The following is a 26280-nucleotide window of genomic DNA, read 5'->3' as shown; positions in this document are numbered from 1 at the left end:
CCGCAGGCCTGCCTGACCCGGACGACCCCAACCACGCGCCGGCCCTGGCCCTGATGCAAACCATGCTCGACGCCATGCCGCGCGACATGCAGCAAGACGCGGCCCGCCACCTGCGCCACACCCTGGACCACGGCCTGCCGCCCGGCGCCCAGGCCATGCTGGGCGAACAGGCCGAGGGCACGGCCCGCATGCTCAGCGGCATGCAGGCCAAGTTGCAGGAACAGGAAAAAGAACAGCACGCCCGCATCGCCATCCACCACTACCACTGCGACCACCTGGGCACGCCCATGGCCCTGACCGACCAACGGGGGCTAGTCACCTGGGCGGCCAAGCTGGACCCCTGGGGCAATGTGCTGCAGGAGTACAACCCGCAAGGCATCCACCAGGCAATCCGGCTGCCGGGGCAGCACCATGACAGGGAAACGGGGCTGTATTACAACCGGCATCGGTATTACGATCCGGTGGTGGGGAGTTATATCAATCAGGATCTGATTGGGTTGAATGGAGGAACGAACATATCAGTGTATGCGCCAGATCCATTGCAATGGATTGATCCACTGGGATTAGTGAGGTGGGCTGATGCAGTGAATAATGGGTTAGGAATTTTAGGGAACGCGGGCGGTGCAATCGTTGGCGGCGCCTTGCTGGCGGCACCAGAGCCGACCCTGGTAACAAAAGTGGCTGGATCTGCCGTGCTTTCAAAATCTGTATATGGTTTTGGTGCAAGCTGGTATGGATTTACAAGAGCCTTGAGCGATTACCCAAGCTACGATATACCGAGCGATCAATCTTCATTGCCTCGTGCACTCGTTTGTGCTGCTGGATGCAATGATGCAGGCAGAGGGGTTGCAGATGTGATGGATTTAAGCTTGGATTTGGCTGTTGGAAAGATTCCAGTTAATAATAAAATAAAACTACCAATAAAATGGGGCATGGATGTGGACCCACCATGGAAACAGCCTGTCAGCAGTATGTTCACTCCCCGGCAAAACACTGCTCTGGATGTATTGCAAGGAGCGACTGCTGCGCAAAGCATGATGAACTCCGGGTCGTCCATTTGCAAGAAATAGAAATCAATGAAAATAGATCATAAATCATCTTTAGTGCATTTTGAAAAATATTCAGATATATATGCTGGAATTGTATCTATTCTGATGAATTTAATGCTAGTTATTAATTTATTCGAGAATAGTGTAAGTTTATTATTTAGTTTCTTGTTTTACATTTTTTGTGGATTGTATATATTTGGCGCAGGCTCAAAGGAACTAAGAAGAAAAAATACTAGAGGTTATTTCATTTTCTTTTTATTCTATTTAATTCCGTATTTCTTCTCTGGTGTATTTTTTTTATATTTTGCATTATTTAATAATGCTTAAAAACCCGCGAAGAATTCAAAATATCAATAAGCGTGCAATGATATTTTTATTCAAGTAGTGGCAAAATATGCCTGCACTACACCCAGAATCGTAGCTGCAGACACCTTGGCCCTGCTAGGGCTAGCAGTTCCAATGTGCCACGCACATTCATGCAATATATGTAGATGCAACTGCAGAGAAAAAAGAGAACAGCAATAGCGCATCGCCATCTATCACTACCGCTGCGACCGCCTGGGCACACCCATGGCCCTGACCGACCAGACCGGCCAGGTGACCTGGGCCGTAAAGCTGGACCCTTGGGGCAATGTGCTGCAGGAATACAACCCGCAAGGCATCCACCAGGCGATGCGGCTGCCGGAGCAGGCTCAAGACGCCGCCGCTGCTCGTTCAAATAGAACAAGGTATTGATTATGGTAGATTATTCCCTTATTAAAAATATTGCTTTTGGCATAAAAAAATATGTAGAAAAACAGGAGATTCTACATCTTTCTTTCATCAGAGCCCATAGTGATCTTGTGAAGCTATCAAATATAGAATTTCTTCCTCGCAGCGGATTTGTTTTTGATGAAGAAATGAATAAATGGGAATTTAAAAAGCATGGATGTGGTTATGAGTTCTCTCATGAAGGTGCGGTTATTGATATAAATGATTATTTCCTGTCGAATGGAGATTTTTTTAGCGCAAATAGATTATTCTTCTATTTTAAATCGATTGGATTTAATTTCAAAAACCAATATGCTGATGATGCAATTAAATCAGCCTTGATTTATTTGGAATCTACAGGAGAGATCGTGAAGGTGCTGCCGACGGGGTATTATAAGTTACTTTCATCTTAATGCTGTCATTAATTTAATTGTTAATCTAGTTAATAAAGGGGATAAAATCTTATTGATTTTATAAAATGCATAACAAGCTCCAGGGCTACTCACAATCGGCGGGTAACATGATAGGAAGATATTGAGATGCCTCGCTTGAAATATCCTGAAATGAGGATGGAATTGCTCGGATATTTGAGGAAACTCAAGGATTTGAAGTATCAAATGAAAGCCTGGGTGAATCAGGACTTTCCTGCAGACGTTCAATACGACCATCTTGATTTGGCCACACATTTCATTTTTTGACGATACGGATCTTGGTAGCGATGCTCGTATGGCGATCGGTGAAATTCTTCTCGATGAGCAGGAGGCAGCACTGATGGGGCAGTTGGTGGATGCCATCAATGCCGTCTTTGAGGCGTACGGCAGGGAGATGCCGGACAGCTTCTACATGCAAGTTGGCGAATGGACGAGAGTGGAGGCCTGTGCCGAAAGGGCGTTCGATTGTCTGGAGGGGAGCAACGCCGCTGGCTGCCCCGAGCCGCTGGATTGACACGGGCATGCCTGCCAGCCGACTACCCGGGGCAAGGCCATGGCTGATCGTGATGTCCAGTCGGTGGTGAAGAGTACCGTAGCGTTTCCAGGTTCGTGGAGTAGCAAGATGTTTTCCACGCCGGTAGCCCGCCCCCAAACCTGCCGGACAATCCATGGAAACCAAGGCACCGTTCCATGACAACTTCAACCCCCCTTCCCGAACCCGAATTGAGAGCCTTCGCCGCAGCGGCGGCCGAGCAGCAGCGATGCACGGACTGTGCTGTGCTGTGGAGGCCGGGCTGGGAGTCCTTGTCGGGGGCGGACAAGACTTCGCATCTGCAGCAGGTTGGTGCGCTGGGCACGCCGGAGACACGGGAATTGCTCGATGAATATTACCCACAGGGCACGAACCAGTGGTCGCCGGATGCTCCCATCGCCCTGGGCTGGCACCCGTACAACCGCTGCACGCTTTGGCGCTGCCACCATTGCCATGCCGCCTTTCTGCGCTACACGGAATACGGCGGCTACTACCAGGACGATCGCATCCGCCCGCTGCTGGCGCATCTGATCGTCACGCCCGAGCAGGGCCGCGTCTGAGCGGCGCTGCTCGGCCGGCTCAGGTCCAGTCGAAGGTGAACAGCACCGTACGGCTTTCCGGCTCGTAGAACAGCAGGATGCTGTCCGCGCCCGTGGCGCACCAGTTGTAGCCGGCCACGTTGGCCACGTGGAAGAAGGGCTTGCCGTCGCGGGTGATGCGGATGCCGTCGTCTTCCAGTTCATCGCCCATGCCGGCATTTTCCGCTTCGTCCAGCTGGAAGGCCGGGGGAATGGGCGGGTAGCTGGTCCAGTTGCCGTACCAGATGCCGCCGCCCAGGCTGTCCAGGTAGTCCTGCTCCATGGGCTCGCCCTTGCCGTAGCGCGAGTAGCTGGCCAGGCGGCCGTGCTCGGCGTAGTAGGCACTGGCCTTGGCGTGGCTGGCCAGCATTTCGTCGGTGTGCTCGCAGGCGAAGGCATCCTTGGTGAACTGGCCGCCATGCTGCGGCGCGCGCTGGAAGAAGCCTTCGTTGCCCAGGAAGCGGTAGCGGTTGTCGGGCGTCAGCTCCAGCGCAAACCAGTTGGGGGCGGTGAAGGCGTTGTGGTGGGCTTCGGTCTCATCGCCTATGCAGCCTTCGAAGGGCTCGACGGGGCACAGCATGTGGACCACGGTGCCGGCCAGTTCGGGCCGCACCAGGCCCAGGTCGATGGAGATCAGCGGCAGCAGGTGCTCGGCCAGCCAGGGCTGGTCGGTCACGAAGATGTCGGCGGCGGCGGGAAAGGGGGTGAGGCCCGGCTTCAGTTCGCGGACTTCGGTTTGCTGGGTCAAGAGGGACTCCTGGGTGAGGGGATGGTGGTGCCGGGGGTGATCTCGAAGATGTCCTGGTCCGATGCGGCTGCGCTCTCGTGATAGATGTCGTAGAGGTACTGCGCCAGTTCGGCGTGGGTGACATCGCAGGGAATGGCCAGCAGGGCGGGGGCGCGCTTGCCGTCGGCGCCGACGTTGAAGCAGCGCCACTGGGCCTGCGCGCGTTCGATGGCGATGATGCGGCCGAAGACATTGAACCGGTATTTTTCCAAGGGAGATCCTCCTGGCGATCCGGCATCGTAGCGGCTGTCGAGGGGCTCATGCGTGTTCTCCCTAGGTTCGTGCCGGCGTTTCGTCTATATATTTCAAACCTAAACTATTCAGGCTTAAAGTTCTTGGGCCTGGATTCTGAACCTGGGGCGTCCTGTGCCGTCGCCCTGCGAGAAAAGGGTTTGCGGTATGAAGATCGTCTGTATCGGTGGAGGTCCCGCCGGCCTGTACTTCGGCCTGCTGATGAAGCTGCAGGACCCCGCCAACGAGGTCACGGTGGTGGAGCGCAACCGGCCCTACGACACCTTTGGCTGGGGCGTGGTGTTCTCGGACGCCACCATGGACAACCTGCGCGAGGCCGATCCGGTGTCGGCCCGCACGATTGGTGACGCCTTCAACCACTGGGACGATATCGACATCCACTTCAAGGGACGGAGCCTGCGCAGCAGCGGCCATGGCTTCATCGGCATAGGCCGCAAGAAGCTGCTCAACATCCTGCAGGCGCGCTGCGAGGACGTGGGCGTGAAGCTGGTGTTCGAGAACTTCGTGCAGGACGACCAGGCGATGGCGCGCGAGTACGACGCCGACCTGGTCATCGCCTCGGACGGCATCAACAGCCAGGTGCGCACGCGCTATGCCGATACCTTTCGGCCCGATATCGACCAGCGCCGCTGCCGCTTCGTGTGGCTGGGCACGACCAAGGTGTTCGATGCCTTCACCTTCGCCTTCGTGCAGACCGAGCACGGCTGGTTCCAGGCCCATGCCTACCGCTATGAAGACGGCATGTCCACCTTCATCGTGGAGACGCCCGAGGAGACCTGGCAGGCCGCCGGCATAGAGCAGATGAGCCAGGAAGAGGGCATTGCCTATTGCGAGAAGCTGTTCGCCCCCTGGCTGGACGGCCATGCCCTGGTCAGCAATGCCACGCACCTGCGCGGCTCGGCCATCTGGATCCGCTTTCCGCGCGTGATCTGCAATACCTGGGTGCACTGGAATGCGCTGGACACGCTGCGCGGCCCGCGCAGCGTGCCCGTGGTGCTGATGGGCGATGCCGCGCACACGGCGCATTTCTCGATTGGCTCGGGCACCAAGCTGGCGCTGGAGGATGCGATCGAGCTGGCGCGCAGCCTGCGGTCTGCGGGGGGCATCGAGGCCGGCCTGCGCCACTACGAGGAGGTGCGCAGCGTGGAGGTGCTCAAGATCCAGAACGCGGCGCGCAATTCCACGGAATGGTTCGAGAACGTGGAGCGCTATGCGGGCCTGGAGCCGGAGCAGTTCGCCTATTCGCTGCTGACGCGCTCGCAGCGCATCTCGCACGAGAACCTGCGCCTGCGCGATGCCGCCTGGCTGCAGGGCTTCGAGCGCTGGATTGCCGAGCATGCGGGCGAGACCGTGCCCGCAGGCCGCCGCCCGCCCATGCCCATGCTCACGCCCTACCAGGCGCGCGGCCTGCGGCTGAAGAACCGCATCGTGGTCTCGCCCATGGCCATGTATTCCTGCACCGACGGCGTGCCTGGCGACTTCCACCTGGTGCACCTGGGCGCGCGCGCCATGGGCGGCGCGGGCCTGGTGATGGTGGAGATGACCTGCACCTCGCCTGATGCACGCATCACGCCCGGCTGCCCCGGGCTGTGGAACGACGAGCAGGCGCAGGCCTTTGCGCGCATCGTTGATTTTGTGCACGCGCAGGGCGGGGCGCACATTGGTATGCAGCTGGGGCATGCGGGCCGCAAGGGTTCTACCCAACTGGGCTGGCAGCAGATCGACCATCCGCTGGAGCAGGGCAACTGGCCGCTGCTGTCGGCGTCGGCACTGCCGTACTTGGAGGGGCTCTCGCAAGTGCCCCGCGCCATGACCCGCGCCGACATGGACCGCGTGCGCGAGGACTTCGTGGCCGCCACGCGGCGCGCTGCGGCAGCGGGATTTGACTGGCTGGAGCTGCACTGCGCGCACGGCTATCTGCTGTCCAGCTTCATCTCGCCGCTGACCAACCGGCGCGACGACGAATATGGCGGCAGCCTGGACAACCGCCTGCGCTTTCCGCTGGAGGTGTTCGAGGCGGTGCGTGCAGCCTGGCCGCAGGACAAGCCCATGTCGGTGCGCATCTCGGCCCATGACTGGGTGGAGGGCGGCATCACGCCCGACGATGCGGTGGAGATCGCACGCCGCTTCAAGGCGGCGGGCGCCGACATGATCGACTGCTCCTCGGGCCAGGTCAGCCCCGACCAGAAGCCGGTGTACGGCCGCATGTACCAGACGCCGTTTGCCGACCGCGTGCGCAACGAGGCCGGCATACCGACCATTGCCGTGGGCGCCATCTTCGAGGCCGACCATGCCAACGCCATCATCGCCTCGGGCCGGGCCGACCTGTGCGCGCTGGCGCGTCCGCACCTGGCCGATGCCGCCTGGACGCTGCGCGAGGCCGCACGCCTGGGCGCCCATGATGTGGACTGGCCGCCGCAGTACCAGCCCGGCAAGCGCCAGTTGGAAACCAACTTCGAACGCGCCGCCGCCATGGCGCAGTTGGATCTCAAATGACCCCAAATTCACGACCCCTGGAAGGACGGCATGCCCTGGTGACGGGCGGGGCGCGCGGCATAGGCATGGCCTGCGCGCGGGCGCTGCTGGCGCGCGGCGCGCGGGTCACGCTGCTGGGACGCGATGGTGCAGCGCTGGAGGCTGCCGTGCGCGAGCTGGGCGGCACGGCACCGGCAGCACAGATGGTGCAGTCCGTGCAGGCGGATATTGCCGACGAGGTCTCGGTGCGCCAGGCCTTCGCGCAGGCCGAGGCGGCCTTCGGCCCCGTGCAGGTGCTGGTCAACAACGCGGGCCAGGCCAGCAGCCAGAAGTTCGAGCGCACCGATGCCGCACTGTGGCAGGCGATGCTGGCCGTCAATCTCACAGGCACCTTCCACTGCATGCAGGCCGCGCTGCCGGGCATGCTGGCTGCGCGCTGGGGCCGCATCATCAATGTGGCCAGCACGGCAGGGCTGATCGGCTATGCCTATGTCAGCGCCTATTGCGCGGCCAAGCATGGCGTGATCGGCCTCACGCGCTCGCTGGCGCTGGAGACGGCGGGCAAGGGCGTGACGGTGAACGCCGTCTGCCCCGGCTATACCGAGACCGACATCGTGCGCGGCGCCGTGGCCAACATCGTGGACAAGACCGGCATGACGGCGGATGAGGCCCGTGCCAGGCTGGCCGAACGCAACCCGCAGGGCCGCCTGGTCCAGCCCGAGGAAGTGGCCGAGACCGTGGCCTGGCTGGCCCTGCCGGCGTCCGCCTCGGTCAACGGCCAGTCCATTGCCGTCGATGGCGGCGAGGTGATGACCGGCTGAACCCGGTCCACCCCCGTTTTCTGAATTCTTGATGGAGACACCATGAGCACCCAGCCCGAAGAACACAGCATGAAGCACCACAAGCGCCCCCTGGCCGGCTACGAGGCCAGGACCTTTGTGTGGCAGGTATCGGCCGACGGCAAGATCGGCACCATCACCCTGAACCGGCCCGAGCGCAAGAACCCGCTGACCTTCGGCTCCTATGCCGAGCTGCGAGACCTGTTCCGCGCCCTGGTCTATGCCACCGACATCAAGGCCGTGGTGGTCACGGGCGCGGGCGGCAATTTCTGCTCGGGCGGCGATGTGCACGAGATCATCGGCCCGCTCACCAAGATGAGCATGCCCGAGCTGCTGGACTTCACGCGCATGACGGGCGACCTGATCAAGGCCATGCGCGCCTGCCCGCAGCCCATCGTGGCGGCCGTGGACGGCATCTGCGCGGGCGCGGGCGCCATGGTCGCGCTGGCGGCCGACATGCGCCTGGGCACGCCCGCGGCGCGCACGGCGTTTCTCTTCACCCGCGTAGGCCTGGCCGGTGCCGACATGGGCGCCTGCACGCTGCTGCCGCGCATGATCGGCCAGGGCCGCGCCTCCGAGCTGCTGTACACGGGCCGCGCCATGACGGCCGAGGAGGGCGCTGCCTGGGGCTTCTTCAATGCCCTGCATGGCGCCGAACAGATCGGCGAAGCCGCCCATGCGCTGGCCGCCCAGCTGGCCGCCGGCCCCACCTTTGCCCATGGCGTGACCAAGAAGCTGCTGCACCAGGAATGGAACATGGGCGTGGACGAGGCCATCGAGGCCGAAGCCGAGGCCCAGGCCATCTGCATGCAGACGCGCGATTTCCACCGCGCCTACGAGGCCTTCGTGGCCAAGCAAAAGCCCGTCTTCGAAGGAAACTGAAAATGCGTGATTCCTCCTGGCTGGACTGGCCTTTCTTCGACGACGCCCACCGCACGCTGGCGCATGAGGCCGATGCCTGGTGCGCCCAATTCCTGGGCGATGTGGACCACCACGATGCCGATGCAGCCTGCCGCCAACTGGTGAAGGCCCTGGGCCAGGCCGGCTGGCTGCGCTATGCCGTGCCGTCCGGCCCCGGCGGCGCCTGGGGCGGGGCCTTGCCCGAGGTGGACTCGCGCGCGGTCTGCATCCTGCGCGAGACCCTGGCCCGCCATGAAGGCCTGGCCGACTTCGCCTTTGCCATGCAGGGGCTGGGCAGCGGTGCGATATCGCTCATGGGGTCGGACGCGCTGCGCCAGCGCTACCTGCCACGCGTGGCGCGTGGCGAGGCCATTGCGGCCTTTGCGCTGTCCGAGCCCGATGCCGGCTCCGACGTGGCCGCCATGGCCTGCGAGGCGCGGCTCGAAGGCGACCACTATGTGCTCAACGGTGCCAAGACCTGGATCTCCAACGGCGGCATTGCCGACTTCTACTGCGTGTTCGCCCGCACGGGCGAGGCACCCGGGGCGCGCGGCATCAGCGCCTTCGTGGTCGATGCGGACACGCCGGGCTTTTCGATCGGCGAGCGCATCGAACTGATTGCGCCGCACCCGCTGGCCACCATCCGCTTCGACAACTGCCGCATACCCGTGTCGCAGCGCCTGGGCGAGCCGGGGCAGGGCTTCAAGCTGGCCATGATGACGCTGGACATCTTCCGCGCCTCGGTGGCCGCCGCCGCACTGGGCTTTGCGCGCCGCGCGCTGGACGAAGGCCTGGCACGCGCCAAGTCACGCCGCATGTTCGGCCAGACCCTGGGCGACCTGCAACTGACCCAGGCCGCGCTGGGCGACATGGACACGGCCATCGACGCATCGGCCCTGCTGACCTACCGGGCCGCCTGGATGCGCGATGTGAAGAAGACGCGCACCACGCGCGAGGCGGCCATGGCCAAGATGACGGCCACTGAATCGGCCCAGGCCGTGATCGACCGTGCGCTGCAGATGTTCGGCGGGGCGGGCGTGGTCTCGGGCATGCCGGTGGAGACGCTGTACCGCGAAATCCGCGCGCTGCGCATCTACGAGGGCGCGACCGAGGTGCAAAAACTCATCATCGCGCGCGAGCTGCTCAAGGCCTGAGCGGCAGGCTGCCCATTCAACGCAAAGCCAGGGAACATCGCATGCAAGCCTCCGCCCACATCGATACTTTCGCCCGGGACAACCTGCCGCCGCCCGACCAATGGCCCGAGTTCCTGCTCGACGGGCCGGACGTGGCCTATCCCGAACGCCTGAACTGCGCGGCCGAACTGGTCGATGCCATGGTGGCGCGCGGCCAGGGCGACCGCGTGGCCCTGCGCTGGAGGCAGGGCGCGGACCAGGCCGCCATGACCTATGCCGAACTGCAGGCGCTGACCAACCGCATCGCCCATGTGCTGGTGGAAGACCTGCAGCTGGTGCCCGGCAACCGGCTGCTGCTGCGCGGCCCCAACAACGCCATGATGGCCGCTTCCTGGCTGGCCGCCATCAAGGCCGGGCTGGTGACGGTGCCCACCATGCCGCTGCTGCGTGCCAAGGAGCTGCAGCAGATCATCGCCAAGGCCCGGGTGCAGGCCGTGCTGTGCGATGTGCGCCTCAAGGACGAGGTGCAGCTGTGCCTGCAGCCCGGCCATGAACACCATTGCCCGGACCTTTCGCGCGTGCTGTATTTCAACGATGGCGCAGCCGACGCGCTGGACGCCCTGGCCGCAGCCAAGCCCGACACCTTTGCCTGCTGCGACACGGCGGCCGACGATGTCTGCCTCATCGCCTTCACCAGCGGCACCACGGGCGCGCCCAAGGGCTGCATGCATTTCCACCGCGACGTGCTGGCCATGTGCGACCTGTTCCCGCGTCACGTGATACGGCCCGGCCCGGACGACATCTTCTGCGGCACGCCGCCGCTGGCCTTCACCTTTGGCCTGGGCGGGCTGCTGTGCTTTCCGCTGCGCGTGGGCGCCAGCACCGTGCTGGCCGAAAAGCTCACGCCCGAAGGGCTGCTGCAGCTGGTGCAGGATTTCCGCGCCACCATCGTCTTCACCGCACCCACCTTCTACCGGCAGATGGCGGCGCAGGCAGCGCGCTTCGACCTGTCGTCACTCAGGAAAAGCGTCTCGGCCGGCGAGGCCCTGCCGGACGCCACGCGCCAGCTGTGGAAGCAGGCCACGGGCATCGAGATGATCGACGGCATCGGCGGCACCGAACTGATCCACGTCTTTGTCTCCAGCCCGCCCGAGGAGGTGCGCGCGGGCGCCATCGGCAAGGTCGTGCCCGGCTATGTGGCCCAGGTGGTGGATGACGACATGCAGCCCGTGCCCGACGGCACGCCCGGCCGCCTGGCCATCAAGGGACCGACCGGTTGCCGGTATCTTGCCGACGAGCGCCAGAAGCGCTTTGTGCAAAACGGCTGGAACCTGCCCGGCGATACCTTTGTGCGTGATGCCGACGGCTATCTGTTCTACCAGGCGCGCAATGACGACATGATCATCTCGGCCGGCTACAACATCGCCGGCCCCGAGGTGGAGGACGCACTGCTGCGCCACGAGGCCGTGGCCGAATGCGGCGTGATCGGCGCACCCGACGACGAGCGCGGCCAGGTGGTCAAGGCCTTTGTGGTGCTCAAGCCCGGCTTTGCGGCCGGCGACGACATGGCGGCCACGCTGCAGGCCTTCGTCAAGGCCAGCATTGCGCCCTACAAGTACCCGCGCGCCATTGTCTTCGTGCCGGCCCTGCCGCGCACCGAGACCGGCAAGCTGCAGCGATTCGTGCTGCGCAAGATGCCGTGAGCGCGCGCCATGGCCTCCGCCTTCGTCAGCCAGGTGCAGGTGCTGTTTCGCCATTGCGATCCGGCCGGCATCGTCTTTTACCCGCGCTATTTCGAAATGGTCAACGACCTGGTGGAGGAATGGTTCGACAGGGGAATGGGCCTGCCATTCCACACCCTGCATGTACAGCGCCAGGTGGGCACGCCCACGGTGTCGGTGCAATGCGATTTCACGGCGCCCAGCCGCTGGCACGACACGCTGCGCCAGGTATTGGAGGTGCGCCGCATCGGCGGGGCATCGTTCCAGTTCGATGTGCGTTTCGAGGGGCCGGACGGCCAGCGACGGCTGTCTGCGCGCATGACCATCGTCACCATGGATTTGCGCAGCATGAAGGCCACGCCACTGCCGGCCGATCTGCGCGAGCGCCTGCAGGCCTATCTGGTGCCGCAGGACGGTTTTACGGATTCAACGAGAACAGGATGAAGCAATGAAGACTCTGCAACCCCCGGACTGGCTGGCGCCCCGAGGCTATGCCAATGGCATCCTGACCGAGATGACGGTCGGCTCCCGGCTGGTGTTCGTCGGCGGCCAGATTGGCTGGAACGGCCAGCAGCAATTCGAGACGGACGACTTTGCCGGACAGGTGCGGCAGGCGCTGGCCAATATCGTCGCCATCCTCGCCGAAGGCGGCGCCAGGCCCGAGCACATCGTGCGCATGACCTGGTATGTGACCGACAAGCAGGAATACGTGGCGGCCTATCCGGCCATTGGAAAGCACTACCGCGAACTGATCGGGCGGCATTTCCCCGCCATGACGGCGGTGGAGGTGGCGGATCTGGTGGAAGACCGGGCCAAGGTGGAGATCGAGGTCACGGCGGTGGTGCCTGCATGACGCACCTCTGAGCATGTGCCCGCGCATGTGCGCCGCCGTGCAGGCGGGCCCACGCGCGGCAGGGACTCACTTGATTTCGAACAGGGTGCGGTCCTTGCCCAGGATCCAGTTCGGCGGCTTGCCGCGGCCGGTCCAGGTCTTGCCGGACTCGGGGTCCTGGTACTTGGCGGGGGCGCTCTTCTTGCCATCGGGCTTCCAGGGGAAGACCTGCTGTGCCGTGAAGCCAAACTCCCGGACCAGTTCCTGCACCGATGCCAGAGCCGCTTTGGACTCCAGCTTGCGGGCCTCGTCGATTTGCTGGTCGAGCAGTTTTTTCTGGGCAATCAGCTCTTGGTATGTAGTCATCTTGATAGAAGAATTTCTAAGTGCGGCTATTTGTCGAAAACTGCGCAGCAAGAACAACGACCCGGAACTCTTTACGCAATGGTCAAGGTTGGTGCATGTGCAGTGGGGGATGAAGATATCACCGTAAGTATAAATACTGATGATGTGAGCGTTCTATGGGGTGTAGACAGCTTCTTCTCATGCCTGGGCATATTCCGAGGCGATCCGCATTATATCCAGCAGCATCTTGATAACCGCCACTTTACAAAAGCTGTTGCGTCTTTGTTACATTTGCAGAGCATTGTGGTTGGCGCTTCCTCCTCTGGAGAGGGCGTGCTGGCATGCTTTTGCAGGGCAGCCGCGACGAGGTGATCGTACAAGTTCCCATTTCAGAACCGGTTGCGGTTGTTGATTTTGTTTCATCAATCGATTTTATTTATCGATTTATAGAATAAATTACATGTGATTCGATTCTGCTATTTAATCTTGCGATTAACACGCGTTGTTTCATTTGTCTTGTCGATTGGCTGGATAGATTTTTTGTATTGCGAGAATTGAATTCCTGGCCGTGGTTTGAAATATCTTCCGTCGATATCGCGTAAATTCATGAGCCGTTGATTGCCAGGCCATTGCAGTCCCGGGAATGCCTTTGGGGCTGATTCTTCAGGCGCAGTTTCGCGGCCCGGCCATGCCCGCCAGGCAGCGGGCGCTTACCGAACGCTTGATTGGCGTGCCACCAACAGCCTGTTAGCATCGCCGCACTACAACGTTCCACACCCTGGCAGACATGGCAAGAAGGCAGACCAGCGCCCACGACGGCAACGAGACCCGCGAGACCCTTCTCAAGCTGGCCGCCCGCACCTTCGGTGAGCAGGGCTACTCTGCCACCACCATGCGCAACATTGCCGAGCAGTCCGGGATCGAGGCCGCCAGCATCTACTACCACTTCGCCTCCAAGGAGGAGCTGGTGGACGAGGTCATGGAGCAGGGCGGCAACCGCATCATCAGCCAGCAGCAGGAGCGCCTTGCCGCGCTGGGCGCCGACGCCACGGCCGAGCAGCGTTTCCGCGCAGCCGTGCTGGGCCAGATGGCGGGCCTGATCAAGCATGGGGACTTCGCCCTGGCCCACGGCCGCCTGCTGGGCCAGTTGCCCGACAAGGTGCGCGAACGCCAGATCAAGCGCCGCGAGCGCCACCAGAAATTCTGGAGCGGCCTGCTCGAAGACCTGCGCGCCGAAGGCCGCCTGCGGGCCGATGCCGACATCCACCTGGCGCGCATCATGATCCTGGGCAGCATCAACTCCATACAGTCCTGGTTCAACCCCCGCAAGGGCTCGCTGGAGAAGGTGGCGGACCAGATCTGCGACATGTTCTTCCGGGGCGTGGGGCCCGCAGATCAATAGGCACAATGCGGGAAATCGCCAGTCGGCTGTCACATGCCTGTGCCATATTGCCGCGCTGTCTCCGGGGCCCATGCTGAAAATGCCGGCGGACAGTTAACGATATTGAATTGTCAATAGTAAGATCGCCGTCTTATGCGTCTGCTTGTTTTGCGCCTGCTATTGCTGGCCGTGTTCTTCAACACGGCCATTGGCATGCCCCTGCATGGCGCAACGCATATCCGGCAGGCGGCGGCAGCGCCCGGCCAGGCGTTTGCCGGCCTGAACGGCTGCGAGGACAAGGCGCCGGCCGGTGAAAAGGCGGAAGCCGCGGAAGCCGCGGAAGCCGTCTGCGTCTGGTGCATGGGCCATGCACCGCATGCGGCGGCCTGGCTGCCGCACTTCGGCCTGCCGCTGGCCGTGGCCGCACCGCCTGAGAGGGTGCCGCCGCGCACCGTGGGCGGCGCCATCCCCTCGCAGAACCGCTGGGCCTTTGCATCGCGCGACCCGCCGCGCTGAATCCGCAAGCACTTTTCTCCTTCTCTGCCGCCAGCACCCGTTGGTGCTGGCGGCATGTCCGTGTTTGCGCGCGCCGGCTTCTGATGCCGGCGGCATGCGCCCGTGCCCGTTTTCATCATGACTGCCTTTTCCATCCTCGCGAAGCCGCTCCCCGGCCTTCGCCCGCTGCCGCTTGCCCTGAGCGCTGCCGCTTTCTTCTCCACGCCCGTGCTGGCCCAGGGCCAGGAACAAACTGCGGCATCCGTGCCGTCAGCGCCGTCGGCGCCGTCGTCCCAGGAGCAGACCCTGCTGCCTGCCGTGGAAGTCGTGGGCCGCACGGCCTCGGGCGCCTATCACACCGATGAGGCGGCAGGCGCCAAGACCGACCTGCCGCTGCGCGAGCTGCCGCAGTCGGTGCGCGTGATCACGCGCCAGGCCATGGACGACCTGGGAGCCACCAAGCTCGACGATGTGCTGGACTATGTGGGCGGCGTCTCGCGCCAGAACAACTTTGGCGGCCTGTGGGACAACATCGTCATTCGCGGCCTGCCCGGCGATCAGAACGTGGGCATGGCCACCTTGTTCAACGGCTTTTCCTCGGGGCGCGGCTTCAACGCGCCGCGTGATCTGGCTGGCGTGGAGCGCATCGAGTTCCTCAAGGGCACGGCCGCTGCGCTCTACGGCAGCAGCGAGCCGGGCGGCACGCTGAACGTCGTCTCCAAGCGTCCGCTGTGGACGCCTTCGCATTCCGTGGAAGCCTATGCGGGCAGCTACGGGCTGCGGCGCGGCGCGCTCGACAGCACGGGGCCGATTGGCGAGAACTTTGCCTACCGGCTCAACATCGCCGTGGAGGACCGCGACAGCTTCCGCGACTTCGTGGGCGCCAGCCGCCAGGTGATTGCGCCGGCCTTCACCTGGAAGCTGGGACGCGATACGGTGCTGGAGTACTCGGGCGAGCTGCTGCGCCACAAGACGCCGCTGGACCGTGGCGTGGTGGCCGTGGGCGACCGCCTGGGCGCCATCTCGCGCAGCCGCTTCCTGGGCGACCCGCGCGATGGCGATGTGACGGTGGAAAACCGCACGCACCAGTTCATCCTCTCGCATGAGTGGAGCGCGCAGTGGCGCAGCCGCCTGGGCCTGTCCTACCGCGAGACCTCGATCAACGGCTTTTCCACCGAACCCCATGCGCTGCTGGCCAATGGCGACCTGACGCGCCAGCGGCGTTTCCGCGACTACCAGTCCGACGACATCGCCGTGCAGGCCGAGCTGCAGGGCACAGTGAAAACGGGCACCGTCGAACACGAGCTGCTGCTGGGCCTGGAGAGCTTTCGCTTCGACATGGATACGGTGATGCTGCGCGCCAACCCCACGGCGGCCAATCCCTATGCCATCAATATCTACAACCCCGTCTACGGCGGCACGCAACCCGTGCCCACGGCCAATACCGATACCTTCGAGCGCCAGCGCAACACGGCCTTCTACCTGCAGGACGCCATCAAGCTCTCGCCCCAGTGGCGCGTGGTGGCCGGCCTGCGCATGGACCGCTATGACCAGTCGCTGCACAACCGCCGCACGGGCGCGACCACGCAGCAGGACCCGACCTCGACCTCTCCGCGCCTGGGCCTGAGCTGGCTGCCGCTGCCGCAATGGACCTTCTATGCCAACGTGGGCCGCTCGTTCCGGCCCAACGTGGGCGTCGATGTGGCCGGCGCGGGCTTCAGTCCCGAATCCGGCCGCTCCATGGAGCTGGGCGCCAAGTGGGAAAGCGCCGACCGGCGCATGGGTGCCACGGCCGCGCTGTTCGACATCCGCAAGCGCAATGTGCTGACGGCCGACCCGGGCAACGCCGGCTACTCGGTCTCGGCCGGCGAGATCCGCAGCCGGGGGCTGGAGTTCGACTTTGCCGGCCAGGTCACGCAGCGTTGGCGCCTGAATGCGAGCCTGGTGCTCAACGACGTGGAGATCTCGCGCGACAACACGCTGGAAGTGGGCGGGCGCCTGCTCAACGTGCCCAAGGTCAACGGCAGCGTGCTGGCGGTCTACGAGAACGCCTTCTCCAACGGCCAGCGCTACGGCATTGGCGGCGGCGTCACCCGCGTGGGCAAGCGCCTGGGCCAGGCCCGCACGCAGGCCGAGGCCGACGCGGGCAAGGCGGCCTTCGATCTGCCCGGCTACACCACCGCCAAGCTGGTGGCCTACTGGCGCATCAGCCCCACGCTGCGCCTGACGCTGGACGTGGACAACCTCTTTGACAAGACCTACTACACCAGCTCGTACAGCCGGCTGTGGGTGACGCCGGGCACCGCCCGCACCGTCACCGTAGGCCTTCAAGCCAAGTTCTGAGCCCCGCCATGCATCCATCCCTTCCTGTTTCTTCCAACCCCACTTCTGCCTCCTCGCCCGTGCTCCAAGCACTGGGCGCCGTGGTGGACTATGGCGAGCGCACCATCCTCCAGGGCCTGGACCTGGCCGTGCATGCCGGCGAGATCTATGCGCTGCTGGGCGCCAACGGCGCGGGCAAGACCACCACGCTGAGCCTGTTCCTGGGCTTTGTGCGGCCGCGCAGCGGCCAGGTGCGCGTGCAGGGCGTGGACCCGGTGACGGCTGCCGCGCAGGCGCGCGGCCTGATCGCCTATATCCCCGAGAACGTGGCGCTGTACGAGCACCTGAGCGCGCGCGAGAACGTGGCCTATCTGCTGGACCTGGCGGGCCAGCCCGCCAGCAGGGATGCCATCGGCCAGGCCTTGTCCGCTGCAGGGCTGGATGCGGCCGCGCATGACCGGCGCGTCTCGGGCTTTTCCAAGGGAATGCGGCAGAAGGTGGCCATTGCGCTGGCGCTGGCACGCAAGGTGCCGGCACTGCTGCTGGACGAACCCACTTCGGGCCTGGACCCGCAGGCCACGGCCGAATTCAGCCGGCTGATCACGCAGCTGCGCGGCCAGGGCGTGGCCATTCTCATGGTCACGCACGACCTGCTGGGGGCGGCCGATGTGGCCGACCGCATGGGCTTCATCGCGGGCGGCAGGCTGGTGGAGGAGGTGGCGGCCCGTGGGGAAGAGCGCTTTGACGTGCGGGCACTGCACCGCCACTACGCGGGTACAGGTACGGGTGCGAGTGCGAGTGCAAACGCAAACGCACACGCACACGCAGACGCACACGCAGACGCAGACGCAGACGCAGACGCAGACGCAGACGCAGACGCAGACGCAGACGCAGGCGTGCAGGGGGCCGCGGCATGAGCACGGCCTGGACCATTGCACGCGAGGAATGGCGCCTGCTGCTGCGCGACCGCGTGGCCGTGCTGGGCATGGTGCTGTGGCTGCTGCTCGGTGCTACTGCCGCCTTCACCGCCTGGGACCAGCGCAGCGCGGCCCAGGCCCAGCGCGAACGCCACCAGTCGCAGGTGGACCATGAGTTCGAGGCCCAGCCCGACCGCCATCCGCACCGCATGGTGCACTACGGCCATTTCGTGTTCCGCCCGCTCAATCCGCTGGCGGCCTTCGATGCGGGCATAGACGCCTACACCGGCCACACGCTGTTTCTCGAAGGCCACCGCCAGAACAGCGCCAACTTCGGCGATGTGCGCCAGTCGTCGCTGCTGCTGCGCTTCGGCCAGCTCACGCCGGCCTTTGTGCTGCAGGTGCTGGCACCGCTGCTGCTGATCTTCGTGGGCCATGCCTGCATCGCGCGAGAGCGCGAGGCCGGCACCTTGCGCGTGCTGCTGGCCCAGGGCGTGGGCATGCGGCAGTTCGTGGCCGGCAAGCTGCTGGCGCTCACGGGCGTGGCGGCCCTGGTGCTGCTGCCCGCCTTGCTGGCCCTGGCCTGGATGGCGGTGGCCACGCCCGTGTCCATCAGCCTGGTGGCCGCGCTGGCGGCTGGCCATGTGCTGTGGCTGCTGCTGTGGGCCGTGGGCATCACCGCGGTCTCGGCCCTCATGCGGCGCGGGCGCGATGCCTTGCTGGCCCTGCTGGCCGCCTGGGCCATTGGCGTGGTGCTGGTGCCCCGGCTGGCGCCGGAGCTGGTGGGCGCGGCCCTGGCATTGCCCACGCGCTTCGAGACCGATATCGCCACGGCGCGCGAGCTGGCGGCGCTGGGCGACAGCCACAATCCCGACGATCCCTACTTCGCCGCCTTTCGCGCCAAAGTGCTTGCGCAGTACGGCGTGTCGCGTGTGGAGGATCTGCCCGTCAACTACAAGGGCCTGGTCGGCATGGAGGGCGAGCGGCTGACCAGCGAGCTCTTCAGGCGCCATGCCGAGGCCAGCTTCGATCTGCAGGCCCGGCAACTGCGCAGCGCCGACGGCTTTGCCCTGGTCAGCCCCTTGATTGCGCTGCGCCGCCTGTCCATGGCCGTGGCCGGCACCGACCTGCAAGGCTATCGGCGCTTTCTGGAGCAGGCCGAGCAGCATCGCTACCGCATGGTGCAGGCGCTCAACCAGCTGCAGGTGGACAAGCTCAGCTACGCGGGTGACCGTTCCAGCCGAGACAACCGCATCAGCCACGAGCACTGGCGCGGCGTCTCCGACTTCCATCACGAGCCCGATCCGCCGCTGGCGGCCTTGCGCCGCGCGGCACCCGCAGCCTGCGTGCTGCTGGGATGGCTGGCGGCGCTGGCGGCCGCCTTGCTGGTGGCCACGCAACGTCTGGGGAGGGTGGTGCGATGAGCTGGCTACGACATGAATGGCGTCTTCTGACGCGCTCGCGCCTGGCGCTGTGCGCCCTGGCCCTGCTGCTGTTGTTGTCCACGCTGGCCGTACTGTCGGGCCTGCGCGAGATCTCGTCGCAGCGCCAGACTCTGGACCGTCTGGCCCAAATGCAGCAGCAGGAAATGGCGGCCCAGGCAGGTCGGCATGCACAGTCCGGCGATGCGGGCTCGGTGGCCTACTACGGCTTTCACAGCACCTGGGATGCACCGTCGTCCACGGCCTTCCTCGCCCTGGGCCTGCGCGATGCCGCGCCCTATGTGCTGCGCGTGCGTGCCCTGGCGCTGCAGGCGCAGCTGCATGAAGGCGAGAGCTTCAACCCCGAACTGGCGCTGGCGGGCCGCTTCGACTTCGCATTTGTGCTGGTCTACCTGGCGCCGCTGTTCCTGATTGCACTGCTCTACGACCTGGTCTCGGGCGAGCGCGAATCGGGACGCCTGGGCACGCTTCAGGCCATGCCCGGCAGCGGGCGCCGGCTGTGGCTGCGCCGTGCGGGCCTGCGTTCGGTGCTGTTGCTGGCATGCCTGGCGCTGCCGGCCCTGGCAGGGGCATTGGCCAGCGGGGCGCAGGCGGGCGCCATCGCCTCCGTGCTGCTGAGCGCCACGGCCTATGTGGCCTTCTGGAGCGGGCTGTGCCTGGTGGTCGCCACGCTGGGCGGCAGTTCGGTGGCCAACGCCATGGCCCTCATGGGCTGCTGGGCCGTGCTGACCCTGGTGCTGCCCACGCTGGCCAATGCCGCGCTGTCGCGCGCCGTGCCCGTGAGCCAGGGCGTGGAGCTGATGCTGGCCCAGCGCCAGACCGTGCATGGTGCCTGGGACCTGCCGCGCGAGCAGACCATGGAGCGCTTCTTCCGCAACCACCCCGAATGGCGCAACACCGCGCCGCTGCCTGCGGGCTTTCACTGGAAGTGGTACTACGCCTTCCAGCAGCTCGGTGATGAAAGCGTCGCCCCCCAGTTCGCCGCCTATCGGGAAGGCCTGCAGGCGCGCCAGGCCTGGACCGGGCGCCTGGGCTGGCTGCTGCCCGGCGTGGGCGTGCAGGCCGCATTGCACCGCCAGGCCGGCACCGACCTGCTGGCGCAGCTGGCCTACCAGGACGACATTGCCGCCTTCCATGCGCGGCTGCGGACTTTCTTCTACCCCTATCTGTTCGAGGACCGTCCATTCGGCGCGAAGGACTTTGCAGCGCAGCCGGTCTTCACGGCCAGTCCGCGCCATGCGCCGCAGACCTGGGGTCAGGTGGCGATGCTCTGGGCGGTGGCTGCGCTGGCCTTGCTGGCCGGGGGCGTTGCCGCAGGCCGCGTGCGGCCGGGCAGGCGCTGAGGCAGCGGACCGGGGAAAAAGAAACAGCCATGGCGCAGGGAAGGCCTGCGCCATGGCTGTCGGCTTGCCGATGCCTGGGCCTGAGGCCCGGGGCCCGCCGCTACTGCACGTTCTGGTGGCAGTCGCTGCAGACGCCGTACATCGTCATCTCATGGCGTTCCACCACAAAGCCTTCGGGCACGATGCGCTGCATGTCGCCAAGGCAACCGGGCACGTTGAACACGCGGTTGCAGCTCATGCAGCGGAAATGGTGGTGATGGGCGCGGCCGCTGAGTTCGTAGCGCGTGGCTTCGCCGGGCAGGTCCACGGCCTGCACCTCACCGGCTTCCATCAATTGCTTGATGTTGCGGTACACCGTGGCCAGACCGATGGCCGGCACTTCGCGCTGCGCTGCGCCCAGGATTTCAGCGGGGAGCAGGGGGCGCCCGGCCTCTTCCATGACCGTGCGTATCGAACTGCGCTGGCGGGTCGAGCGTTCCATTGGCCTGAACAAGCGCTCCACGATGGGCTGAGTGTGTCTAGTCATGGTAGTTCCGTTATTTACTATAACAATCTCGAAGCGATTAATCAGTGTTCACGAACGCTCACAGCCGAAATGGAACTGTGCCTGCCTGTAGCTCCTGCAAGCATGGGGATGCAATCCCTGCAACGGTTCTTTTCTTCAAAGAGAAAAATCACATCGGACGGACAACAGGTATTCCATTCTTGCGGTTTTGCGCGAGTATATGTCGTGAGCATTCGATGGACCTTGTGCGAAGGTTAAATACCATAGCCGTCCACAATGCTGTAATGGGATGTAATTGATCTATTGTCTGAAGAGTGCTTGAAACAAGGGTTGTGCGGGACTTCGCGCAGGTCCTGAATCCGACGGTAACTGCTGGAGACGCGATGCAATGGATTGCATGGGCAGTGTATTACCGATTCAAGCAGATTGCCTCAATGCACCTCGTTTGTCCATCATCCATTCCCTGGAAGAAAGGTGCGGCCATCCCGTAATGGTACATGTCACCACATGTCGATTCAGCATCCGGGCACCATTTGCCGAGCAGTTGCTTCGTCGTGAATTGCGTGGTCAGAAAACATCAGCCTGCTCCTTGGCCACGATGCGGGAATGAACAGCGAAAGCGCAAGCATCGTTTCCAGGGGAATTATTGGGGCAGGAATGCCACTTTCAAAACTCCCCTGATAAAGCCGCCGCAGGCGACCGGAAGATCCGAGCGGGCCGCCATTGCCGCGACGGCTTTGGCGGGGCCTTGCTTCAAGTCCGTTGGATGGACACACCGCCATCGACCACCATGGCCGTTCCCGTGACGAAGCTGGATGCATCCGACGCCAGGAACAGCGCTGCCGCTGCAATCTCCGCCGGTGTAGCCAGGCGCTTGAGGGCGTGCAGGTTTTCGACAAAGGCGCGTGCCTCGGGCGTGGGGGTGCTGGCGCGGCCCATGGGCGTGTCGGTGCCGCCGGGCAGCAGGGCGTTGGCCCGCAGGCCGCGGGGGCCGTATTCAGCCGCGATGACCTGGGTGAGGCCGACGAGGCCGGCCTTGCTGGCGGCATAGGCGCCCATGCCGGGCAGGCCCGCCGTGTAGCCCACGAAGGTGGAGGTGAAGATCAGCGAGCCGCCGCCGCGTGCCAGCAGGGCCGGTATCTGGTGCTTGGCGCCCAGAAAGGCGCTGGTGAGATTGGTGGCGATGGCCTCCTGCCAGGCCTGCAGCGACAGGTCGGGCAGGGCGCAGGGATCGCCCGTCATGCCGGCATTGTTGAAGGCGATGTCCAGGCCGCCAAAGCGCGCCGTGGCGGTTTCGACCAGGGCCCGGGCCAGCGGCTCGTCCCGCACGTCGCCGGCCAGCGCGATGGCCTGGCCGCCGTCCTGCTCTATCTCCGCCACCAGGGCCTGCAGTTCCGGCTGGCGGCGGGCCGTGAGCACCAGCCTGGCGCCGTGGCGTGCGAACAGCCTGGCGGCTTCGCGGCCTATGCCTGAGCTGGCGCCCGTGATGAGGGCGACTTTTCCGTGGAGTTGCTGTGACGATGGCTGCATCTGGCACCTTTTCTTTCCGTGAATGAGGGAAAGCGGTTTGTAGTGCGGCGCAGGCGCGGGCGCATCCCGTTTCTTGCACCGGTGCGGCGCCAATGCGGGCTGCACTCAGTCTTTGCCCAGGTCCAGGTGTGCGAACAGGTCGGCCAGCGTGGGCGTGGAGCGTGCGGGCCAGATGGCGCTGAGGTCCAGGCTGGGCAGGGACCGGCCATCGCGCACTTCGCAAAATCGCACGCCGCGAAAGTCCATGGAGCGTATCCAGCTGGGCAGCAGTGCCACGCCGCAGCCGCCGGCCACGCAGGCCAGCACGGTGAGGGTCCGGTTGGCCTCCTGCGCCACATGGGCTTCGTGGCCTGCCTTGCGCAGCGCGTCGAGGATGCCGGCATGCAGCACGGGCAGCTGGGCCTGCGGGTACATGACCAGCCCGGCCTCGGCGATCTGCGCCAGGCTGACCTGGCCGTCCTCGCCGATCTGGAATTCGTCGGGCACGGCGGCCACCAGGCGCTCGCGCAGCAGCTGGCGCTCGCGCATGCGCCCGCCCACGGCCACGGGTGTGTGCATGAGGCCGATGTCGATGGCGCCGGTCTGCAGGGCCTCGGCCTGCTCGGCATTGCTCATCTCGCGCAGGATGACGCGTACGCCGGGCGCCTGCTGCCGCAGCGCGCGCAGGGCGCGGGGCAGGGTGCCGAACAGCGCCGAAGACACCAGGCCCACGGTGAGCTGGCCTGCACTGCCCCTGGCGATCTCGCGCGCGCGGCTGGCGGCGGCATCTATGCGGGCCACGCTGGTGCGCACGTCATCCAGCATGGCCAGGGCGGCCGGCGTGGGCAGGGCGCCCTGGCGCGAGCGCTGGAACAGCTGCACGCCCAGGTCTTTCTCCATGCGGGCCAGGGTCTGGCTCAGCGCGGGCTGGGCAATGCCCAGCCAGTCGGCTGCGCGGCTGACGCTGCCCTGGTCCACCACCGCCAGAAAGTAGCGCAGATGCCGGGTTTCCATATCGATCCAGTATGAATAAATCCATTTTGAAGAATGGAAATATATATCCCCTCTTCCTAGAATCCGGCCGCATACCCCCTGCGCCGCATCCTGTGCCGCGCCACCCGCAAGGAGTTTTTCCCCGTGTCTGCCCTGCCCAGGTTCGCCATTGCGTCCAGCGTCGATACCCATGCCCATGTCTTCGAGCGCGGCCTGCCCATGCCCGATGTGCGCCGCTACGCGCCCGACGCAGATGCGTCCCTGGCCACGTATCTGCAGCACCTGGACACGCACGGCCTGGCCTATGGCGTGCTCGTGCAGCCCAGCTTCCTGGGCACGGACAACCGCTACATGCTCCAGGCCCTGCGCGCCCGGCCGCAGCGCCTGCGCGGCGTGGCCGTGGTCGATGACAACACGGGCGAGGACCACCTGCAGGCCCTGGCCGATGCCGGCGTGGTGGGCATGCGCCTGAACCTGATCGGCCTGCCTTTGCCTGATCTGAATGCGCCAGGTTGGCGCCGCGTGCTGGAGCAGGCCAACACCCTGGGCTGGCATGTGGAGCTGCACCTGCAGGCCGGGCGCTTGCCTGACCTGCTGCCCACCCTGCTGGCGGCCGGCTGCCGCGTGGTGGTCGACCACTTCGGGCGTCCTGACCCGGCCCTGGGCGTGCGCGACCCTGGCTTTGGCTATCTGCTGCAACAGGCCGGCAGCGGCCGTGTGTGGGTCAAGCTGTCTGCGCCCTACCGCATCTGGCGGGCTGCCGACTGCGCCGCCTCGGGCCGGCAGGCCACCGCGCAGTTGCTGCAGGCCTTTGCGGCCGAGCGATTGCTCTGGGGCAGCGACTGGCCGCACACCCAGCACGCGGGCCAGGCCAGCTATCCGGCGGCCGTGCGCTGGATGCACGACTGGCTGGACCCGCTGGACGATGCCGCCTCGCTGCAGGCCGTGCTGGGCCGCAGCGCCGTCGAGCTGTTCCGATTTCCGAGCCCGATTCAAACCCAAGGAGACACACCATGAAATCCCTGTCCAGACGCACCGCCGGCCTGTGGGCGGCCGCAGGCCTGATCTCGGCCGTTGCCGGCATGGCCGCGCCAGCCGCTGCGGCTGCAGCGGCCAACTACCCCGATCGCCCCGTCACCCTGGTCGTGACCTATCCGCCGGGCGGCACCGTCGATGTGGTGGCGCGCCTGATCGGCCCCAGGCTGTCTGCCGAGCTGGGCCAGCCCGTGGTGATCGAGAACCGGGGCGGGGCAGGCGGCATGATCGGCGGCGCCCAGGTGGCCAAGGCCCAGCCCGACGGCTACACGCTGATGCTCGATGCCTCCAACCACGCGCAGAATCCCGCCATTCACGCGCGCATGCAGTTCGATACGCTCAAGGCCTTCGCGCCGGTCTCGCTGCTGCTGCGCGTGCCCAATGTGCTGGTGGTGGCGCCATCGTCCCCCATCAAGAGCGTGCAGGACCTGATCCAGGCCGGCCGCTCCGAGGCGGGCGGGCATCTGTACTTTGCGTCGGCAGGCCCGGGCTCGGCCCAGCACCTGGCGGGCGAGCTGTTCAACCTGCTGGCCAGGACGCAGCTGCACCATGTGGCCTACAAGGGCGGCGGCCCGGCCATGATGGACGTGATGTCGGGCCAGGTGCCGCTGATGTTTGCCAGCATGGGCTCGGCCTGGCAGCACGTGAAGACCGGCAAGCTGCGCGCGGTGGCCGTGGGCGGGCTGGAGCGCTCCAAGGCCGCCCCCGAGCTGCCGACCATTGCCGAGTCGGGCGTGCCCGGCTACGAGACCTACGAGTGGAACGCCATCTTTGCGCCGGCCGGCACGCCGCCCGCCATCGTGAACCGGCTGTCCACGGTGCTGGCCAAGGTGCTGCGCGAGCCTGCCATCGTGGAGCGGCTCGCTGGCATAGGTGCCGAGCCCATAGGCTCCACGCCGGCCGAGCTGGAGACATTCCGCCGCGCCGAGATCGCCAAATGGCAGAAGGTGGTGAAGGATTCCCGGCTCAAGCTGGACTGAGCGCGTGCAGGCCAGAAAGCGGACCATTGCGGTCTGCTGTACACCGCAGGCAGCCCTGGCGCGTTGAGCAGGAACGGGCGCTGGCTTGAACGGGTTCTTACACCTTTTCAGGCGCAACGGCCCATGCGGCCCCAGGCGCTTGGTAGAAACGGGGCCTTTCCTGTTTGACCCCTTCAAAAGAACATGGCCATGCTCACCTTGCGATCCACCTTGCGCGCCGCGGCCGCCTTTGCGCTGGCCTGCTCGGCCCTTGCGGCCCAGGCGCAGACCTATATCAGCGGCTCGGTCTCGGGCCAGCTGGCTCCGGGCGTCTACGGCACCGTGGACATCGGCAACGCGCCGCCGCCAGCGCTGCTGTACCAGCGCCCCGTGATCATTGCGCCGGCCCCCATGGCTCCGCCGCCTGTCTACATGTGGGTGCCCCCGGGCCACGCCAAGCACTGGGGCAAGCATTGCGCCCGCTACGGCGCCTGCGGCCGCCCGGTGTACTTCCTGCGCAACCCGCCGCCGCACTGGCATGCCGGGCCGCCGCGTCCCGATCCGCGCTGGCGCGAGGAGCGCCGCCACCGCGAATGGGAACACCGCCGCGATGACCGCCGCTGGGACCGTGACGACCGCCACGATCGCCATGGCGGGCGTGGTGATGACCACCGTGGCCCCGGGCATGGCCATGATCGCGGCCGGGGCCATGGCCGCGATTGAGCGGCACCGCACAAAAATAAGTTGTATCAAGC

26 protein-coding genes and 1 pseudogene are annotated in these 26280 nt (G+C 65.0%); 21 read left to right on the top strand and 6 right to left on the bottom strand.

Annotated elements, in window-relative coordinates:
- From ACF8ME_RS26740 to ACF8ME_RS26720, 5 genes and pseudogenes are all read left to right on the top strand, one after another.
- Nucleotides 1-1070, top strand: a 1070-nt coding sequence (locus ACF8ME_RS26740) for an RHS repeat-associated core domain-containing protein (RefSeq protein ID WP_392418987.1), incomplete at its 5' end; no start/stop codon positions are given.
- Between the two features lie 504 nt (nt 1071-1574).
- Nucleotides 1575-1781, top strand: a pseudogene (locus ACF8ME_RS26735) (RHS domain-containing protein); the annotation flags it as partial.
- A gap of 5 nt (nt 1782-1786) precedes the next feature.
- Entirely contained in the window at nt 1787-2212 is a 426-nt protein-coding gene (locus ACF8ME_RS26730; protein WP_392418986.1) for a DUF6896 domain-containing protein, read from the top strand.
- Nucleotides 2213-2468: 256 nt separating this feature from the next.
- On the top strand, nt 2469-2744 hold the full coding sequence (locus ACF8ME_RS26725; RefSeq protein ID WP_392418985.1) for a hypothetical protein: 276 nt from the start codon (nt 2469-2471) through the stop codon (nt 2742-2744).
- Nucleotides 2745-2920: 176 nt separating this feature from the next.
- Nucleotides 2921-3322: a hypothetical protein gene (locus tag ACF8ME_RS26720; protein ID WP_392418983.1), complete on the top strand. Its 402-nt coding sequence runs from the start codon at nt 2921-2923 to the stop codon at nt 3320-3322.
- Between the two features lie 19 nt (nt 3323-3341).
- Here the strand turns inward: ACF8ME_RS26720 and ACF8ME_RS26715 are convergent, their stop codons facing one another.
- Nucleotides 3342-4088 carry an enolase gene (locus ACF8ME_RS26715; protein ID WP_392418981.1) on the bottom strand — a complete coding sequence of 249 codons (747 nt, stop codon included), beginning with the start codon at nt 4086-4088 and terminating at the stop codon, nt 3342-3344.
- Nucleotides 4085-4339: a hypothetical protein gene (locus tag ACF8ME_RS26710; RefSeq protein WP_063325682.1), complete on the bottom strand. Its 255-nt coding sequence runs from the start codon at nt 4337-4339 to the stop codon at nt 4085-4087. Before ACF8ME_RS26710 ends, ACF8ME_RS26715 begins: the two co-directional genes overlap by 4 nt.
- A gap of 187 nt (nt 4340-4526) precedes the next feature.
- On the opposite strand from ACF8ME_RS26710, the gene ACF8ME_RS26705 reads away from it, so the two are divergent.
- From ACF8ME_RS26705 to ACF8ME_RS26675, 7 genes are read left to right on the top strand one after another with little or no spacing between them, the layout of a single operon-like run.
- Nucleotides 4527-6875: a bifunctional salicylyl-CoA 5-hydroxylase/oxidoreductase gene (locus ACF8ME_RS26705; protein ID WP_392418979.1), complete on the top strand. Its 2349-nt coding sequence runs from the start codon at nt 4527-4529 to the stop codon at nt 6873-6875.
- Nucleotides 6872-7675, top strand: a complete 804-nt coding sequence (locus ACF8ME_RS26700) for an SDR family NAD(P)-dependent oxidoreductase (protein WP_392418977.1) — start codon at nt 6872-6874, stop codon at nt 7673-7675. Before ACF8ME_RS26705 ends, ACF8ME_RS26700 begins: the two co-directional genes overlap by 4 nt.
- 42 nt (nt 7676-7717) lie before the next feature.
- Entirely contained in the window at nt 7718-8575 is an 858-nt protein-coding gene (locus ACF8ME_RS26695) for an enoyl-CoA hydratase family protein (protein WP_012206272.1), read from the top strand.
- A 2-nt stretch (nt 8576-8577) separates the two neighbouring features.
- Nucleotides 8578-9747 (top strand): acyl-CoA dehydrogenase family protein, encoded by a 1170-nt coding sequence (locus tag ACF8ME_RS26690; protein ID WP_392418975.1) that lies wholly within the window; start codon nt 8578-8580, stop codon nt 9745-9747.
- A 41-nt stretch (nt 9748-9788) separates the two neighbouring features.
- A complete protein-coding gene (locus tag ACF8ME_RS26685; protein WP_392418974.1) occupies nt 9789-11429 on the top strand; it encodes an AMP-binding protein in 1641 nt (546 codons plus the stop codon).
- A 9-nt stretch (nt 11430-11438) separates the two neighbouring features.
- The gene (locus tag ACF8ME_RS26680; protein WP_016450635.1) at nt 11439-11891 is read left to right on the top strand and encodes a thioesterase family protein; all 453 of its coding nucleotides are present in this window, start codon (nt 11439-11441) and stop codon (nt 11889-11891) included.
- Between the two features lie 4 nt (nt 11892-11895).
- Complete coding sequence (locus ACF8ME_RS26675; RefSeq protein WP_016450636.1) at nt 11896-12300, top strand: RidA family protein; 405 nt, start codon at nt 11896-11898, stop codon at nt 12298-12300.
- 66 nt (nt 12301-12366) lie between these two features.
- Here the strand turns inward: ACF8ME_RS26675 and ACF8ME_RS26670 are convergent, their stop codons facing one another.
- A complete protein-coding gene (locus ACF8ME_RS26670) occupies nt 12367-12645 on the bottom strand; it encodes an H-NS family nucleoid-associated regulatory protein (protein ID WP_016450637.1) in 279 nt (92 codons plus the stop codon).
- 766 nt (nt 12646-13411) lie between these two features.
- Here ACF8ME_RS26670 and ACF8ME_RS26665 point away from each other — a divergent pair.
- The 6 genes from ACF8ME_RS26665 to ACF8ME_RS26640 all read left to right on the top strand — a co-directional run bounded on the left by ACF8ME_RS26665 (nt 13412) and on the right by ACF8ME_RS26640 (nt 20524).
- A complete protein-coding gene (locus ACF8ME_RS26665; RefSeq protein WP_016450638.1) occupies nt 13412-14026 on the top strand; it encodes a TetR/AcrR family transcriptional regulator in 615 nt (204 codons plus the stop codon).
- Nucleotides 14027-14158: 132 nt separating this feature from the next.
- Nucleotides 14159-14521 carry a hypothetical protein gene (locus tag ACF8ME_RS26660; protein ID WP_392418973.1) on the top strand — a complete coding sequence of 121 codons (363 nt, stop codon included), beginning with the start codon at nt 14159-14161 and terminating at the stop codon, nt 14519-14521.
- Between the two features lie 117 nt (nt 14522-14638).
- Complete coding sequence (locus ACF8ME_RS26655; RefSeq protein WP_209673058.1) at nt 14639-16843, top strand: TonB-dependent siderophore receptor; 2205 nt, start codon at nt 14639-14641, stop codon at nt 16841-16843.
- 8 nt (nt 16844-16851) lie between these two features.
- Nucleotides 16852-17739: an ABC transporter ATP-binding protein gene (locus ACF8ME_RS26650; protein ID WP_392418972.1), complete on the top strand. Its 888-nt coding sequence runs from the start codon at nt 16852-16854 to the stop codon at nt 17737-17739.
- Nucleotides 17736-19163: a DUF3526 domain-containing protein gene (locus tag ACF8ME_RS26645; RefSeq protein ID WP_392418970.1), complete on the top strand. Its 1428-nt coding sequence runs from the start codon at nt 17736-17738 to the stop codon at nt 19161-19163. The genes ACF8ME_RS26650 and ACF8ME_RS26645 overlap by 4 nt, the downstream gene beginning before the upstream one ends.
- Nucleotides 19160-20524 carry a DUF3526 domain-containing protein gene (locus ACF8ME_RS26640; RefSeq protein WP_016450442.1) on the top strand — a complete coding sequence of 455 codons (1365 nt, stop codon included), beginning with the start codon at nt 19160-19162 and terminating at the stop codon, nt 20522-20524. The genes ACF8ME_RS26645 and ACF8ME_RS26640 overlap by 4 nt, the downstream gene beginning before the upstream one ends.
- A gap of 100 nt (nt 20525-20624) precedes the next feature.
- On the opposite strand, the gene ACF8ME_RS26635 is transcribed toward ACF8ME_RS26640, so the two are convergent.
- From ACF8ME_RS26635 to ACF8ME_RS26625, 3 genes are all read right to left on the bottom strand, one after another.
- Nucleotides 20625-21050, bottom strand: coding sequence for a transcriptional repressor (locus ACF8ME_RS26635; RefSeq protein WP_047469392.1), 426 nt, complete (start codon nt 21048-21050; stop codon nt 20625-20627).
- Nucleotides 21051-21782: 732 nt separating this feature from the next.
- On the bottom strand, nt 21783-22559 hold the full coding sequence (locus ACF8ME_RS26630; RefSeq protein ID WP_016454678.1) for an SDR family oxidoreductase: 777 nt from the start codon (nt 22557-22559) through the stop codon (nt 21783-21785).
- Between the two features lie 105 nt (nt 22560-22664).
- Nucleotides 22665-23552, bottom strand: coding sequence for a LysR family transcriptional regulator (locus ACF8ME_RS26625; protein ID WP_016450439.1), 888 nt, complete (start codon nt 23550-23552; stop codon nt 22665-22667).
- A gap of 123 nt (nt 23553-23675) precedes the next feature.
- Between ACF8ME_RS26625 and ACF8ME_RS26620 the strand changes: the two genes are divergently transcribed.
- The 3 genes from ACF8ME_RS26620 (at nt 23676) to ACF8ME_RS26610 (ending at nt 26248) form a co-directional block, all read left to right on the top strand.
- A complete protein-coding gene (locus ACF8ME_RS26620) occupies nt 23676-24548 on the top strand; it encodes an amidohydrolase (protein WP_047219546.1) in 873 nt (290 codons plus the stop codon).
- Nucleotides 24545-25546 carry a tripartite tricarboxylate transporter substrate binding protein gene (locus ACF8ME_RS26615; RefSeq protein ID WP_046240818.1) on the top strand — a complete coding sequence of 334 codons (1002 nt, stop codon included), beginning with the start codon at nt 24545-24547 and terminating at the stop codon, nt 25544-25546. The genes ACF8ME_RS26620 and ACF8ME_RS26615 overlap by 4 nt, the downstream gene beginning before the upstream one ends.
- A 183-nt stretch (nt 25547-25729) precedes the next feature.
- Nucleotides 25730-26248, top strand: coding sequence for a hypothetical protein (locus ACF8ME_RS26610; protein WP_392418968.1), 519 nt, complete (start codon nt 25730-25732; stop codon nt 26246-26248).
- Nucleotides 26249-26280: the final 32 nt, after the last annotated feature.

The sequence above is a fragment of the Delftia sp. WSY_7 genome (assembly GCF_043104845.1).
GTDB lineage: Bacteria > Pseudomonadota > Gammaproteobacteria > Burkholderiales > Burkholderiaceae_C > Comamonas > Comamonas tsuruhatensis.
This window is presented reverse-complemented; position numbering and strand designations above follow the sequence as displayed.